The sequence below is a fragment of the Hydrotalea flava genome (assembly GCF_001623405.1).
GTDB classification, from domain to species: domain Bacteria; phylum Bacteroidota; class Bacteroidia; order Chitinophagales; family Chitinophagaceae; genus Hydrotalea; species Hydrotalea flava.
Genome location: NZ_LUHG01000035.1, coordinates 1 through 14,335 on the forward strand (window position 1 = coordinate 1; position 14,335 = coordinate 14,335).

15 protein-coding genes are annotated in these 14,335 nt (G+C 34.8%); 3 read left to right on the top strand and 12 right to left on the bottom strand.

Annotation, left to right across the window (positions count from 1 at the left end):
* From A0F92_RS01420 to A0F92_RS15440, 3 genes are all read left to right on the top strand, one after another.
* Nucleotides 1-218: efflux RND transporter permease subunit (locus tag A0F92_RS01420; protein WP_167516719.1), on the top strand; the 218-nt coding region annotated here is incomplete at its 5' end.
* Between the two features lie 7 nt (nt 219-225).
* Nucleotides 226-1,332, top strand: a complete 1,107-nt coding sequence (locus A0F92_RS01425; protein ID WP_253810036.1) for an efflux RND transporter periplasmic adaptor subunit — start codon at nt 226-228, stop codon at nt 1,330-1,332.
* Nucleotides 1,333-1,463: 131 nt separating this feature from the next.
* Nucleotides 1,464-1,607, top strand: a complete 144-nt coding sequence (locus A0F92_RS15440; protein ID WP_167516720.1) for a DUF871 domain-containing protein — start codon at nt 1,464-1,466, stop codon at nt 1,605-1,607.
* Between the two features lie 158 nt (nt 1,608-1,765).
* Here A0F92_RS15440 and A0F92_RS01430 read toward each other — a convergent pair whose 3' ends face one another.
* From A0F92_RS01430 to A0F92_RS01485, 12 genes are all read right to left on the bottom strand, one after another.
* On the bottom strand, nt 1,766-3,244 hold the full coding sequence (locus A0F92_RS01430; protein WP_068240949.1) for a TolB-like translocation protein: 1,479 nt from the start codon (nt 3,242-3,244) through the stop codon (nt 1,766-1,768).
* 255 nt (nt 3,245-3,499) lie between these two features.
* The gene (locus A0F92_RS01435) at nt 3,500-4,372 is read right to left on the bottom strand and encodes an alpha/beta hydrolase (RefSeq protein ID WP_068240950.1); all 873 of its coding nucleotides are present in this window, start codon (nt 4,370-4,372) and stop codon (nt 3,500-3,502) included.
* A 236-nt stretch (nt 4,373-4,608) separates the two neighbouring features.
* Entirely contained in the window at nt 4,609-4,842 is a 234-nt protein-coding gene (locus tag A0F92_RS01440) for a hypothetical protein (protein ID WP_068240951.1), read from the bottom strand.
* 108 nt (nt 4,843-4,950) lie between these two features.
* On the bottom strand, nt 4,951-5,115 hold the full coding sequence (locus A0F92_RS01445; protein ID WP_167516721.1) for a hypothetical protein: 165 nt from the start codon (nt 5,113-5,115) through the stop codon (nt 4,951-4,953).
* 385 nt (nt 5,116-5,500) lie between these two features.
* On the bottom strand, nt 5,501-6,088 hold the full coding sequence (locus A0F92_RS01450) for a hypothetical protein (RefSeq protein ID WP_068240955.1): 588 nt from the start codon (nt 6,086-6,088) through the stop codon (nt 5,501-5,503).
* 274 nt (nt 6,089-6,362) lie between these two features.
* On the bottom strand, nt 6,363-6,716 hold the full coding sequence (locus A0F92_RS01455; protein WP_167516722.1) for a hypothetical protein: 354 nt from the start codon (nt 6,714-6,716) through the stop codon (nt 6,363-6,365).
* Nucleotides 6,717-6,861: 145 nt separating this feature from the next.
* Nucleotides 6,862-7,326 carry a DUF2141 domain-containing protein gene (locus tag A0F92_RS01460; protein ID WP_167516723.1) on the bottom strand — a complete coding sequence of 155 codons (465 nt, stop codon included), beginning with the start codon at nt 7,324-7,326 and terminating at the stop codon, nt 6,862-6,864.
* A 17-nt stretch (nt 7,327-7,343) separates the two neighbouring features.
* Nucleotides 7,344-8,321, bottom strand: a complete 978-nt coding sequence (locus tag A0F92_RS01465) for a lipid A deacylase LpxR family protein (protein ID WP_167516724.1) — start codon at nt 8,319-8,321, stop codon at nt 7,344-7,346.
* 103 nt (nt 8,322-8,424) lie between these two features.
* Nucleotides 8,425-11,514, bottom strand: a complete 3,090-nt coding sequence (locus tag A0F92_RS01470) for an efflux RND transporter permease subunit (protein WP_068240961.1) — start codon at nt 11,512-11,514, stop codon at nt 8,425-8,427.
* Nucleotides 11,515-11,646: 132 nt separating this feature from the next.
* Nucleotides 11,647-11,880: a hypothetical protein gene (locus A0F92_RS01475; RefSeq protein WP_068240962.1), complete on the bottom strand. Its 234-nt coding sequence runs from the start codon at nt 11,878-11,880 to the stop codon at nt 11,647-11,649.
* A gap of 44 nt (nt 11,881-11,924) precedes the next feature.
* Nucleotides 11,925-12,977 (bottom strand): efflux RND transporter periplasmic adaptor subunit, encoded by a 1,053-nt coding sequence (locus tag A0F92_RS01480; protein ID WP_068240963.1) that lies wholly within the window; start codon nt 12,975-12,977, stop codon nt 11,925-11,927.
* 10 nt (nt 12,978-12,987) lie between these two features.
* A complete protein-coding gene (locus tag A0F92_RS01485) occupies nt 12,988-14,289 on the bottom strand; it encodes a TolC family protein (protein WP_068241009.1) in 1,302 nt (433 codons plus the stop codon).
* Nucleotides 14,290-14,335 lie beyond the last annotated feature (46 nt).

Genomic DNA, 14,335 nt, shown 5'->3' on the forward strand with positions numbered 1-14,335 from the left:
GCTTAGGTGAAGGTGGTGCACAGGCCGCTCCATTGGGTCGTGCGGTAATTGGAGGGCTAATTGCATCAACTATTGTGGTATTATTGATATTGCCTTTGGTATTTGCATGGGTTCAAAATAAAACAACTACTGAATCTGTTTCGTTAGATCCACATGATAAAATGAGTAAACATTATATTCCTGAATTAGATCAAAATACACATGAAAATGATTTGTAAAAAATGGATGTACCTATTGCTTCTGCCCACACTTATTATTGTACAAAGTTGCCATGGTGGGCATTCTGCTAAAGATGCCGGCAATAAAGAAGATAGTAGTGTGGCCCTTACTGCAACACCAGCCTTTGTTGTGTACAAAGAAAAGCTGGATGGTTCATTAAAATTACCAGGAGAATTAATTGCTTTTCAGGTGGTGAACATCTATGCCAAAATTAACAGCTTTGTAAAAGATGTGTTGGTTGATGTAGGCAGTCAGGTAAAGGATGGTCAATTACTGGCAACCACAGAAGCGCCGGAAATTAATGCACAATTATTGGCTGCAGAATCTAAATTAAAATCTTTAGAGGCCATCTATATTGCCAGTGATGCAGCTTATAACAGATTATTAAAGACCAGTAGAACTCCCGGTACCATTTCTCCGAACGATTTAGATATTGCTTTAGCCAAGCAAAAATCTGATTATGCACAATGGCAGGCGGCAAAAGCATCTTATCGGGAAATATTAGATACCAAAAAATATTTAACCATTCAGGCGCCATTTGCAGGTATGATTACTTTACGAAACGTCAATCCCGGATCGTATGTTGGCCCATCTGGTAAAGGCTCTGATTTACCTATGTTTGTATTGCAGGATAGAAACAAACTCAGGTTAGTAGTTTTAATACCCGAACAATTTTCCCGATATCTTTCTCAGGGAAGCAAAATTAATTTTACGGTAAAAGCCTATCCTGATATAATTTTTCATGCAACTATTAATCGGTTGGCCGGTGCATTAGATACCAAGCTTCGTTCACAGCGTATTGAAATGGATGTATACAATACCGATAAAAAATTATTACCAGGTATGATTGCGGATGTTAATATTCCTTTGAACACGAAAGATTCTAATCTGGTTGTTCCTAAAACTGCTGTTTTGTATGCCACCACCGGTACCTTTGTTTTATGTGTACATCAAAACAAGGTAAATTGGGTTCCTGTACAATTGGGAAATGAAAACAATAGTAAAATTGAAATATTTGGTAACATTTTGCCCGGCGATACACTTTTACAAAATGCCAATGAAGAAATTAGAGCGGGAAGCAGCTTACATCAATTTTTAATAACCAAATTGTAAATGGTAAAATTTAATTTAATGTGTTTAAATTGAATTAGGATGGATTACAATTATTTTAGCTATTTATTGTAATTCAATGCTTATCTGTTTTGAAACTATGCATAAAATATATGGTAAGCTTTCGTTGTATAATGATGGTGAAAGAAGAGCTGAAAAAGCTGGGTTTAAAATATGTGATAGTTGAATTAGGAATGGTAAAAATTTTGGACGATATTTCAGAAGAGCAGCGAAAAATTTTAGAAGAAAATCATTATTGTCCGACAAAACTTAACTAAAAAATCGCTGTAATCCTTTGCTGTAAAGGATTACAGGCTAAAAAATGATTGTTTCAAAATTGGAGGGAGTCCCCCATCTTTTGAAATCGGCTGAAATATGGTGCTGTAAAGGGTTTGAATTATTATTTTACAATTTTAGTAGGACAAAACAATGATTTTTAATTACTATTGCTAATGAAGGCAATGTATTTCCCATCTGGCGACCAGGAAGGCGTATTGATGGTTCCCTGACCTCCATACACATAGGCAATTACTTTGGGTTGGCCGCCATTAACCGGCATTAATCTTAAATATACCTGTTTATAAAATGGGTGATCTGATGGATTTACATCCGGTTCAAACGAAATAAAAACAATCCATTTTCCATCCGGTGAAACATGCGGAAACCAATTGTTATAAATATCATTGGTTAATTGTATCTGTTCAGTGCCATCCGGTTTCATACGCCAAATTTGCATTCGGCCTGTTCTAACTGAATTAAAGTAAATGTACTTTCCACTGGGTGCATATTCCGGCCCATCGTCTAAACCCTGTGTATTGGTGAGTTTTATTTCTTTTCCGCCTTTGGCGGGAATTTTATATATATCAAATTCATGATTACGTTGACCGGTAAATGTTAACCATTTGCCATCCGGCGACCAGCCATGCAAATATGAAGGCCCTGTTGGTGTGATTAATTCAGGTTCGCCGCCTGTTGAAGGTAATGTATATATGAGCGAAACACCTTGTTCATTATGGCTGCTGATACCAATCTTTTTTCCATCAAACGAAAGTACATGATCATTGTTATTGTGAATAATACTTCCTGTATTTAAAACTGCAGGCAGTTGCGTCATTAAATTGAAATGATACAACAGCCCATCCTCGTTGTAAATCAATGATTTTCCGTCTTTCATCCAATTTGGTGCCTGTATTGATTTGGTTGAATGATACATTATTTTTCGTTTTCCGGTACTTACTTCCATCGTTTCTAAATTACTGCCTAAGTATTCTTTATATGGAACAAGTGAAGCAGATGCCGGCTTAATGATTCTTACATTGTAAAACAAGGCTTGTTCAAGATTAGCAGGATTATGTGCACAAACAAATAAGCCAACATACACTTCTTTTGCTAAGTTTAGATGAATAGTGTCACGACTAAATATGTTGCCTTGTTTTGCTACAGACATAATGAAAAAATTTCCTTTTCGTTCCAGTTGAATGACAGCTACATTATAATTAGCAGATCTTTTCTCCTCTATATTCTCATTATTGTTTTTTCTAAATTGCAAGGAAGTAAGCCCATCTCCATGCAATGCCCCAGCCACCATGGCCGAAGTACTATCTAATGTGTTACGCACCATCCATCCTGCTTTTCTATGCGCTTCCACACTTTTCCCAAAAAAAACTACATTGGCTCGTGCAATAAAATCACCCGATATTTTTTCCCACAAAAAATGGAAACCATCATGGTTAAACCAAATGTTATTCCCGGAACCAGTAATAATATATTCCTGTTGATCAGTTTTATAAATTGCATTTCCAGGCAAAGTATTGCCTACATCAGTATTTCCTTCAAATATACCTAAATGATTTGTTTGTGCCTTACTGTTTTGCAGCAGAATGAATAGTACAAAGATGGTGATACATTTTTTCATATGGATTGAGTTGAACCTTCCTAAAATATTGATTCGAATAAGGTTTGTTATTATAATGTTGCAATACTGTTGAACATAAATTCCTCAATTAACAAACCTGTTTTTTAAAGTTAAGTAATTTTATTTTTGAATTACCGAATAGCTAATATTGTTTTGGTGTTGGATAAAAAAATATCGATTTCATTAAAAGTGTAAAAAACATTTCACAGATAGTTATTTCGATACATTCATTTGTTTTTTATGAAAAAAATATACTTACAGATGGAGCCATCCATTATCATTCATCCAATCAGCAAGTCTATCTGGCCAGTTTTTAAGTGTAATATATTTCGATGTTTTTCCCATATTAAATGCGTGGCTGCCAAATTGAAACAAATGCATTTCAACAGGTACTTTTGCCTTCCTGTGTAACATCATGAGTTGAACAATTGATTCAGAACAACAGGTATCCCCATTCGATGCCAACAAAAAAGTAGGAGGCGCATTATTAGGTACATTATTAGGTACTGCAAGTGGTCCGGGATAAATTAAAATTTGAAATGCTGGTCTGGCATAAAAAGAATCAATATGGTCGTGCTGAACAGTATGTGCTTCATTAAAATGATAAGATAACCATGCGGCTAATTCGCCACCTGCTGAAAATCCCATTACGCCCAGTTTGGCTGTATCAATTTGTAATAATTTGGCTTCACTTTTAATGAATCGGATTGCTCTGAAAATATCTTGTTTCGTATGCTCTATAGTATATGGTGAACCAGGCTCTCTGAACAAACGGTATTTTAATACAAAAGCAGTTACACCCAATCTATTTAAATATGCAGCTGCATCCTTTCCTTCTGCATTGTATACTAATGCAGAATGGCCACCACCAGGACAAATGATAACTGCTGTACCATTGGCCATATTTTTTGGAGGAAAGAATACAGTTAATGTTGGGTTGTTGATGTTTTTTACCCACCAGTCTTTGGCTTCTTCCGGTATATTTTTTAATTGTTCAAAACCGGGAGCACCATTTTTCCATATTGGTATGATGGGATGGTCATCCTGTGCAATTATTTGTTTGAAGAATAAAATAGTAAAGATAAAAACAATTGGTAAACGACTGTTTCCTGCATTCAAATATTTCATGGCTAATCAATTATTAAATGGAAATAAATTACCGGTATAGTTAATGAAAGTTAGCAAATTTTAAAAGAATAGCAGTAAGATTCTTCTTTTCAATATTGTACTGAACATAATTATGCTGTTTTCCCCTTCTGTGCAATGAGATAATATCATCAAAAATACGGGGCACCACTCACAAAGAGTAATGCCGCAAGGCAAACGCTATTCAGTATAACAGCTTTAATAAATTTTTGATATTTTTAGTTGTTATGCCCGCCTTCATCATGTCCGTTACCTTTATTATCGTGCACATTATTCCTGTTATCATGATTGTTTCCTTTCCATTGGTTGTGCATATGATGGTCATTGTTTTCAAAATATTTATTATCTCTGCTATCACGGATGATGGGTTGATTGTGAACATCACGGTATTGTGCACATCTGCCGCTGTATTCATTATCCTGTAAATAGGGTCTTGGTTGATTAATAACCACTCTATATCCGTTGTATAAACCATAATTTAGGTAACGATAGGGTAAGCTGCATGTAGTAACCCATCTGTTATTTTCCCGGTAAGTATATTGCTGGTCGGCTACATTATACTATGCACTAATTTCGGGCAAATAATAATTTTCAGCAAAATAATAACCGGTTGGCCCCCAAACAGGTTGGGTGCCAATGTTAACATTAAGGCTAAACTGAGCCGATAATTGATTAAATGCTAAGGCACTTAACAAAAAGAAAATAACAATAAATTTCTTGTTCATGTTTTTGATTTTAATTGGAATCATACCAAAATATTGAATACTTTTTTAAGGTACTCCCCTGATATTTCTTAATTACGACTGATAGAAATGCAAATGCAATGATGATGCCATAAAAGTAAACAGAAACAATCTTTTACAGTTACACAGTTGGTTGTAAAATTTGTATATATCACAGGTGCTTACACAAATTGCTTCGCTATTGGAGATAATATAATTTAGTGTTGTATTTTGGTATTTAACAATGCATTTATTTTTTTTCATTTGTACGAAAAGCATTCCAGGTATTTTTGCTTTGTAAATATTTGCTAAGTAAGTGAAAAGTATAAATTGGTTTAGATTATTTGAGTTATTGTCATTTTACATTAACAATACTCCGGTAATTTTTCTACGCTCTTAGCCTTCCGAAGTTCAGGCATTGATGATAAATGCGTTTTATTTTTCTGCAATTCAGGTCTAAAGCTAAGTTACAGAAAATTCTTTTAGTGATTAACTGGTTCATGTGTATCATTTTTATATCAGCCATCGAAAAACTTCCTCTTTGAGTCTGATGCACTGATAGATGATATGCTGCTTTGGCAACCGATACCACAGTCATGGCTATATTAAAATGTGTATGAAGCTTTTGTTCGTCTCTTGCCATACAATCTTCAAGACCTGTATGTTGTTTGGCGTCTCTTATCAAAAACTCCACTTGGAACCGCAGCCCATAATACTTACACATCGTCATTGTATCCATTGTTGTATCAGTGCTGATAATAATTTCCGGCTTTTTATTGTCACAGTAGTAGATGAATGCAGCAAGTACCATTTGTTTTAACACCTTACAATAAACAACACCAGCATACACTTTCATTTGTTCATCGCTATAGCGGCAAGCCAGTCTGCGCTTGTCTATGCTGGTGGTATCTATCTTACCATCATACAATTTCTTCCTTCCTCTGCCAGATTTTTGGGCACTTTTAAATACATACATCAGGTTAGAATCGCTACGGGCTTTGGTAATAATATGCAGCCCTTGTTCAAGTAACGGAGTTATAAATTCTTTTTCATAAAATAGCCATCCACTGCCAGGTAGCAGGTTACCGAAAGTATATCGTTGATATGCTTTTCTATAACTTCCACATAATGATTCACCAATGTTTACCTTTTTGTTTTAATGTTTTGGGCGATGGTGTCTGTACTGCTTCTCCATGAAGGGCTGTACCGGCAGTTACATCAACAAAAGCAAGACAGCCTATCTCTATACCTTATAATGCCCGCTGTCTTACGCCGCTCCAAAACATACCCAGTCCGTAAGTTTGCTTCCAGCTTTTCTTAATATAGGAAGGATCGAACACGGCTATTATTTCTTTGCCGCCATGTTGCTTCACCAACTCAAAATTAAAACCGAGCCAGTCAAAGAACTTTTTGAAACCATTGCGGTAACTCTTTTCTGTCATACTGCCCCAGCGATCCATATTACTAAATATATACCGGCAGTTCATCCCCAACCATAACTCAACAGTGTGGATAATAGATTTTGTAATTGGTTTGGTTACTCCTGTAACCTTACTCAAAGTTGTTTCAGCAACTTCTATGGCATTAGACTTAATTTTCAGCATACAAAGGTTTAATGCCTTTGTACTTTTTATCCTCATTTAGTTTTACACTTTTCCATATCTAAAAGTTACCGGAGTATTGATTAAGATGTTCTGAATCTTTTCGAATGATTTTCTTTCGAACGATAAAAAATATTTAAACATAAATTTACATATAAATCATCTTCAATTTTATTTCCAGATTACTGTTTATTTCAAAAGATGCTTTGCTGAATGTTGGTTTGTTTCCAAGACCTATTGATTGATAATTGGAAAACCCAATACCTTCTTTTGGTAAAATAAATCCTTTTTTAATTTTGCCGTTATTATCTTCATCATGCAAAATACTTACTGCGTATTTTCCTGCCGGCAAGTCTTCAAAGGTTACTGAGGATTTTTTATTATCTATTTTTCCAACAATCTTTTTATAGTACTTTTTATAATGTTCATCGGGAAATGCATCTTCACGGTTGTACAACGCAAATACCACAGAACCTTCATTATTTCTAAGATTACTTACTTCAACTGTTAATGAAAAGGTTGGATACTTATAATGTTCTTTAAAGGAAGAAAAAATAAAAAAAGAAAGAATTCCGGCGAGAATGACGAAGTTGTGAATGAATAATTTTTTCATGGAATGATTTTAAAAAATTAAAGTTTAAAGTTTATTGAGATGCTCCCTACTTCTATTGCATTACCTTCTTTAAAGTCTGATGTTCGCATTTTTTGTGTAATGGCCAAATCAAATTTTGGATGTTCATAGGCAGCTCCTGCTTCTGCAAATACATTTAGCCTCTCTATCTGATCTTTGTTTAAAATATATCCTTTATAATCTTTATGAGTTTTCGTAATAATCCCACCTTGTAAAAGGGCATTGCTTAGTATCACTCTTACGGAAGGTTTCATAAATACATAAAATTGTGTTTTATGGTTCAACATGGTATTTTTTGCGTTATCTTTTACAAAACAATTATTGATCCTGCCCACTTTCATCATAAAACCTGCCCCCATGGCATTATACAAAGTGCCATTGAAAGTTTCGATATTGGTGGAGAATAATAATTTACCAGGCAGGTAAATCATTTCCTTTTCCAATCCAATGTTATAGTTTATAATAATGTCATTTGGAACCTGGTTGGCCCAGCCTTTGGGCCTGGTATAATGAATGAGGCTGTGTACCCATATTTGTGTTTCCTCCGCTAAACTCATGGGCCCCATTACTCCAATAAATATTTCGGATGAAATCTTTAATTTATTAGTATAATCAAAAGACTTCAATGAATGTATGGCAACTAAAGCTCCTGCGTAGGGCCTGTCACCATATTGAATATCTGCTATATCAATTCTGGATGGTGTAAACATATATTGCGCTACACTCCAGCTATAAAGATTCTTATCGTTAGAAATTTTTAACAATAATGAAGAAGGAAACCTTGTTTTCTCTTTTTTAAAAAAATAATCTATCCTTAATCCATTGGTAAAATACCTGTCGGTACCATCTCCTCGAAAATTTAAAAAATCATTGTCGAATGAAATTTTTAATGAATGATTTTTCATGTTATCCTGGGCAAATAAAGTATCACCAAAAGTCATAATTAAAAAGATGCATATTAATTTCCATCTTTTCATATCTGCTGTTTTTTCAGATTGTAATTATCAATAGCAATTCATGAATGATTCAGTGTAAACCTTCTTCATGATGTATTAATTAAGGTTTGCGTAGACATTATTATTATTTTCTGTTCCATTTTTCCTTTGTTCTATCCACAACATAATAAACCACCGGCACTATATAAACAGTTAGAACAAGTGAAGACAATAAACCACCTATTATTACCCATGCCAAACCATTTTTCCATTCGCTGGCACTTCCTTTAGCTATAGCAATAGGAAGCATACCAATCACCATGGCGAACGTGGTCATTAATATAGGCCGCATTCTTGTTTTGCCTGCTTCTATTAAAGCATCTTTATAATACATTCCTTTTTCTTTAAGCTGGTTGGTAAAGTCCACAATCAATATGGCATTTTTTGTTACCAAACCCATCAGCATAATCAATCCTAATAAGGAGAAAAGGCTTAATTGATTCATTGATAAATTGAGTGCCAAAAATGCACCAATAATAGCTACCGGAATAGAAAACAATACCACAAAGGGATACACAAAGCTATCATACAGTGCCACCATAATGAGGTAAATTAATATGAATGAAATGAGCAGTACTGAACCTAAGGCACCAAAACTATCGTCCTGTCTTTTTATATCTCCACCCCATGCCATTTCAATACCAACAGGTAGTGGATTTTTTTTCAAGTAACTGACTACGTCATCTGCTACGGTGCCGGAAGGGCGTCCCAAAGCATTTGCAGTAATAGTAACAGAGGGCTGCCGATCTTTTCTTTCTAATAATGATGGGGCATTTTGCTGAACAATATTGGCAAATTGTTCTACTTTTACCGGTATTCCCTGTGGATTGATGATGTTTAATGTTTTGATATTTTCAAAGTTTTTTCTGTCCAGATTATCTAACCAAATTCGAACAGGATATTCAGTACCATCCTGTGTTAGAGTAGCATCTTCATTTCCGGTATAAGCCGTTCTTAAATTTAAACCTACATAACCCGTAGTTAAACCTAACCGTTGCATTTTATCTTTGTCGGGTATTACCTGATATTCCGGGCTTCCTTCTTCTACCGATAACTTTACATTGTCTGCACCCGGTATTTTCTCAAGTGCAGTTTTTAAATTGTTGCCCGATTGCATTACGGTTTTTAAATCATTACCACTCAATGTAATTTCTATTGGAGCCGAACGCGGAATAAGGCCTAATGCAGCCATGGAGAAATTGATGCCTGGATAGCTGTTTTGTAAAGCGCCTCGCAATCTTATCATGAAGGCTTCTGTAGATTCACCCCCTCTTTCTTTGGGGTCTTTTAACTGAACCGTAAATTCGGTTTTATTGACTGCACCCACACCAAGGCTGCCAATACCTGTACTCGGGCCACCTATATTACTAAAAACCGTGGCTACTTCCGGTTGTGCAATAATAAAGTCTTCAATTTTTCTGGAAACAATATTGTTTTGCTGAAGTGCTGTAGTTTTATCAAATTCTAAATACAAGCTAAACTTACCCTGATCTCCGGTTGCAATTAATTCTTTGCCAATAATACTCTGTTTCAGTATTACGCCTGTAAATACAAACAACAAAATAATAATACCAACGGTAATGAGTTTGTGATTTAATACCCATACCAGCTGCTTGCCATACCACTGTATAAAATTATCTATTTGCTTTTCAAACCAAAGTAAAAAACGATTGAAGAAGTTGGTTGGCTTCATATCTTCTGCTTTGCCTATTCTTGATGCTAACCAGGGTGTTAGGGTAAAGCCTACTAACAGGCTGGTTAATGTAGAGGTTATTACTACAATTGAAAATTGCTTGAGCATATCTGCTACGAAAACCTGCAAGAACAAGATGGGAAGAAATACCACTACATCTACTAATGTGATTGACATTGCAGAAAAACCAATTTCCATTCTTCCTTCCAGTGCAGCTTCTCTCTTATTTTTCTTCATGTCTAAATGCCGCTGAATATTCTCTAAAACAACTGTAGCGTCATCTACCAGGATACCTATGATTAATGACATGGCCAATAAGGTCATTAGGTTCAAAGTGTAGTTCAACAACCACATTACTGCAAATGCCGTAACCAATGAGGTAGGAATGGCAACAATAACAATGAGTGCATTGCGGTAACTGCGCAAAAACAATAGCATAACAACCGATACAAGAATTACGGCAAGGCTTAAATCAAACACAACTGAATTAACTGCTTCAATGGTATTGTTGGTGCTGTCATCTGCAATGGCAAATTGAACATTTGCTGCTTTGTTTTGCTGTTCTATGGTTTTAAGTTTGGCATGAATGGCTTTCGATACATCTACTGCATTGGCATCACCTTGTTTTTTTATTAATAATCCAATACCATTTTTACCATTATATCGGTTAACAGAGGTAATTTCTTTAATGCCATCTGTAACTGTGGCTACATCTTTTACATAAACAGGATTGCCTGGAGAAGGCATGGTAATTTGTACATCTTTAATATTTTGTATATGTGAAAATTTGCCGATTACCCGAACCGAATTACTAAGTGCATGTGTTTGAACCCTTCCAGCAGGAATATCTAACCCTGAATGATTAATGGCCTCCACTACCTGCAGCAAGGATACTTTGTACAGTTTTAATTTATCCTGATCTGCTTTAACTTGTATTTCACGTTCTTCTCCACCTAATATCGAAATATCTGCAACACCTTTTATTTGTTGAATTTGAGGCAAATAATCATCTTTCATTTTTTGATAAAATACGGTAGCGGGTAAATTACTGGTAGCGCTGATTTGCATAATGGGCAAATCGTTAGGAGATACCTTGCTCATTTCCGGACTTTGTACATCTTGTGGTAAATCTTTTCGGATATTATCAATATATCTTTGCGCATCCTGCATGGTATTGTCTAAATTTGTACCATATTTCAGGTTAACAATTACAACAGATGCATTGGGTAATGATTTGGTAATCATATAATCTACCCCTTCAAGGTTAGAAAGGGCATCTTCAATTTTTTTTGAAACAGATGTTTCTACTTCTTCCGGCTCTGCACCCGGGTATATCGTTTTTATCACTACTACCGGCTGATTAAAATCGGGCATGAGTTCATAACTCAGATTTTTAAAACCAATGATGCCTAATAGTGTAAATAGCCCAAATAACACAATAATCAGTGATGGGCGTTTTATGGATATTTCTGTTATGTTCATGATCAATTACGAATTAAAAATTACGAATTGCAATTCTTTATAATGATTTTTTTTGTAAGAATGAACAGATTTTAGCTGCAATACTTAAAAAAGGTTTCAAATGCACGATGGGTTAAATACTCTGTTTCATATTTATTGAACTGCTTTATTGGTAAATACCTTCTCTTGCTTGTTTATTTGCAATTCTCTACAGGTTAAAAAAACTATTATCAACAACACTACAACAGCTGCTTTCATACTAATACGTATGCTGCTTTCCGGCATTAATAGTTGTTTCGACAAAACAATTTTTTGCAGATCATCAATTATACTTTTATATAAATTCATTATTCTGCTTTCGGTGGCAAATAATTTTTCCTGAATCATATAATTATTATTTATTTTATTTATTAATTCGTAATTCCCAATTTTTAATGATGAATTGAAACATTTGCTCCTTCATACAGGTTAATGAGTCCACTTGTAATAACGATATCTCCGGGGATTAAACCATCAGCAACAATAATTTGGTTATTGTTTCTGGAAGCAATAACGATATTTTGAAGAACTACCTTGCCATTTTTAACTACATAAACCTGCGGTTGAATATCAGAACCAACAACTGCATTACCCGGAATAACAATGGCAGGTTGTGGGAAAGCATTGTTGATGTAAACTTTTCCAAACATGCCCGCTTTTATTTTAAAATCAGGCGTATTATTCAATGTAAACTGAACCGGATATAAATTGCCGACTCCACTTTTACTACCAATAAGGGTAACCTTACCTGATAGGTTTAATTCAGGAAATATATCTGCCTGAATGGGGTAGGTATTGTTGGTTTTAAAAAATGGTAAATCATTTTCAGGAACATTAATGGTAAATTTTAATCGTGAAAGGTCTGTGATTTGTAGTAAAGGCATACCCGGTGCAGCAAATGCTCCAATTTCATTGAACTTCATGGTAACAATTCCATTGAATGGGGCTCTGATGGTTGTCTTTGCTATCTGTTCCAAAAGAGTGTTGCGTTGTATTTTGGCAGATTGTAAGGCCAATTGTACTTTTTCTAATTGTATGCCCTGAATGGCATCGGCATTTGAGAGGATGCCATATCTTTTAACATCGTCTTCCAATCCTTTTATTTGCACTTCTACTGTTTGTAATTGCAATTGTAGCAGCGCATTATCTAATTGAACAACGGGCTGCCATTTTTGTACATAACTTCCCTCATGTACTTCAATGGTATTGATTTTACCCTGCAGCTCAGAACTGATTTTTGAATCCATAAAAGCATCAAAATTTCCGGTATAACTCTTTTTGATGTCTTCCTTAGTCAGATGCACTGTATCTGCCAGTACCAGAATTGGCTGTTCTTTATTATAATGATAGATCTTAGCTTCCGCAGTTTTTTTATTACTCATTAATTTGGCAATTACAATGGCTGTAATGGCAAGAAGCGTAATGGTATAAAGTATTTTTTTCATTGTTAAAAGATTATTTATTTAGAAGGTTTCCGGTTAGTTTTTTGTTTTCTAATTCTGCCCTGCTTAAAGCAATGAGTGCATCTATATAATTTTTTTGTGCCTCTCTCACAGCATTATCTGCCTGTAATACATCTGTTAATGTGGCTATACCTTCTTTTTTTTGAAGCAGGGTATTGGTGTAAATATTTTGTGCAAGATTGATTTGTTGTTGAATGGTAACAAGATTCCTTTTGGCAATATTTAACTGGTAAACGTTATTCTCTTTATCTACTTCATTTTTGTCTTTTATCATAGCCAATTTTGTATTGGCTTTTTCAATTTCAATTTCCTTACCCTTAATTTTTTTCTTAACACTATTACCAGTATATAAAGGCAGTATAGCCTGCACTCCGGCATACCCTAAAGGATAAAATTTTATAAAATCATTTGCGTCAGTATTGGCGAATCCGGTAGTGCCATAAAATCCGTTCAAATTGATGATGGGAAGTTTAGATTTTTGCAGTGTGTTTTTTTCTGACTGTAAAAAATTTATTTGCTTTTCTGCTAATTTAACTTCAGTAAGTGCATCATCTTTTTGATGACTGTTTGTGTTACTGTGCGTATGAGGCATTATATTGATATTTTTTTCCTGTGGAAATCCAATTAAAAACTTTAAAATATTAGTTACCTGTTGGTATTGGCTTTCAACTGTTTCTTTTTGTGTTTGTAATTGGGCCAACTGTAAATTAATTTTTTGTACATCGGTACCCGTAGCCATTTTTTGCTGATATAGCAATTGCATGATACTTAATAAGTTTTTACTATTTACAATATTGCTGTCAGTAAAGGATAGTTGGCTTAATAAGACTTGCGCATTGTAATACACATTCGATACTTCCATAACAATATCTTCCTGCGATTTTATTTTTTGAAGAACTGCTATTTCAGTGCCTGTTGCTATTGATGTAATGGTAGCTTTTAATGCCGGATTGTACAGTGGATAAGTAAGTTGAACATTGGCATTCAGGTTATGTGGAACACCAAATTGTGCTTCTTTATAAGTGCCTGCCGGGCCGCCAAATACACCTGCAGGCAACAACTGGTAAGGAAGATTGGTATAATACCGGTAGTCAATTGCTGTATTAATTTTTGGCATAAGGCCGGCTTTAACTTCTGAAACCTTTTCATTTGCCTGCAAAACATCATAATTAGCAATTTTAACAGTATAATTATTTTTGACAGCAGAATCTATGCATGCCTGCAGGCTCATTACCTGGCCGAAACTTCCAATCGATAGAATTGAAAGTGATACAAAGAATAACAGTTGTTTCATGTTTATTTTTATTGTTTTTGAATTGTCACATGGAATTCCCCTATAA

Coding starts and splice junctions, on each gene's coding strand:
- A0F92_RS01425 (WP_253810036.1), top strand. CDS start 226: ATGTACCTATTGCTTCTGCCCACACTTATTATTGTACAAAGTTGCCAT.
- A0F92_RS15440 (WP_167516720.1), top strand. CDS start 1,464: ATGATGGTGAAAGAAGAGCTGAAAAAGCTGGGTTTAAAATATGTGATA.
- A0F92_RS01430 (WP_068240949.1), bottom strand. CDS start 3,244: ATGAAAAAATGTATCACCATCTTTGTACTATTCATTCTGCTGCAAAAC.
- A0F92_RS01435 (WP_068240950.1), bottom strand. CDS start 4,372: ATGAAATATTTGAATGCAGGAAACAGTCGTTTACCAATTGTTTTTATC.
- A0F92_RS01445 (WP_167516721.1), bottom strand. CDS start 5,115: ATGAACAAGAAATTTATTGTTATTTTCTTTTTGTTAAGTGCCTTAGCA.
- A0F92_RS01450 (WP_068240955.1), bottom strand. CDS start 6,088: ATGTATGTATTTAAAAGTGCCCAAAAATCTGGCAGAGGAAGGAAGAAA.
- A0F92_RS01455 (WP_167516722.1), bottom strand. CDS start 6,716: ATGCTGAAAATTAAGTCTAATGCCATAGAAGTTGCTGAAACAACTTTG.
- A0F92_RS01460 (WP_167516723.1), bottom strand. CDS start 7,326: ATGAAAAAATTATTCATTCACAACTTCGTCATTCTCGCCGGAATTCTT.
- A0F92_RS01465 (WP_167516724.1), bottom strand. CDS start 8,321: ATGAAAAGATGGAAATTAATATGCATCTTTTTAATTATGACTTTTGGT.
- A0F92_RS01470 (WP_068240961.1), bottom strand. CDS start 11,514: ATGAACATAACAGAAATATCCATAAAACGCCCATCACTGATTATTGTG.
- A0F92_RS01475 (WP_068240962.1), bottom strand. CDS start 11,880: ATGATTCAGGAAAAATTATTTGCCACCGAAAGCAGAATAATGAATTTA.
- A0F92_RS01480 (WP_068240963.1), bottom strand. CDS start 12,977: ATGAAAAAAATACTTTATACCATTACGCTTCTTGCCATTACAGCCATT.
- A0F92_RS01485 (WP_068241009.1), bottom strand. CDS start 14,289: ATGAAACAACTGTTATTCTTTGTATCACTTTCAATTCTATCGATTGGA.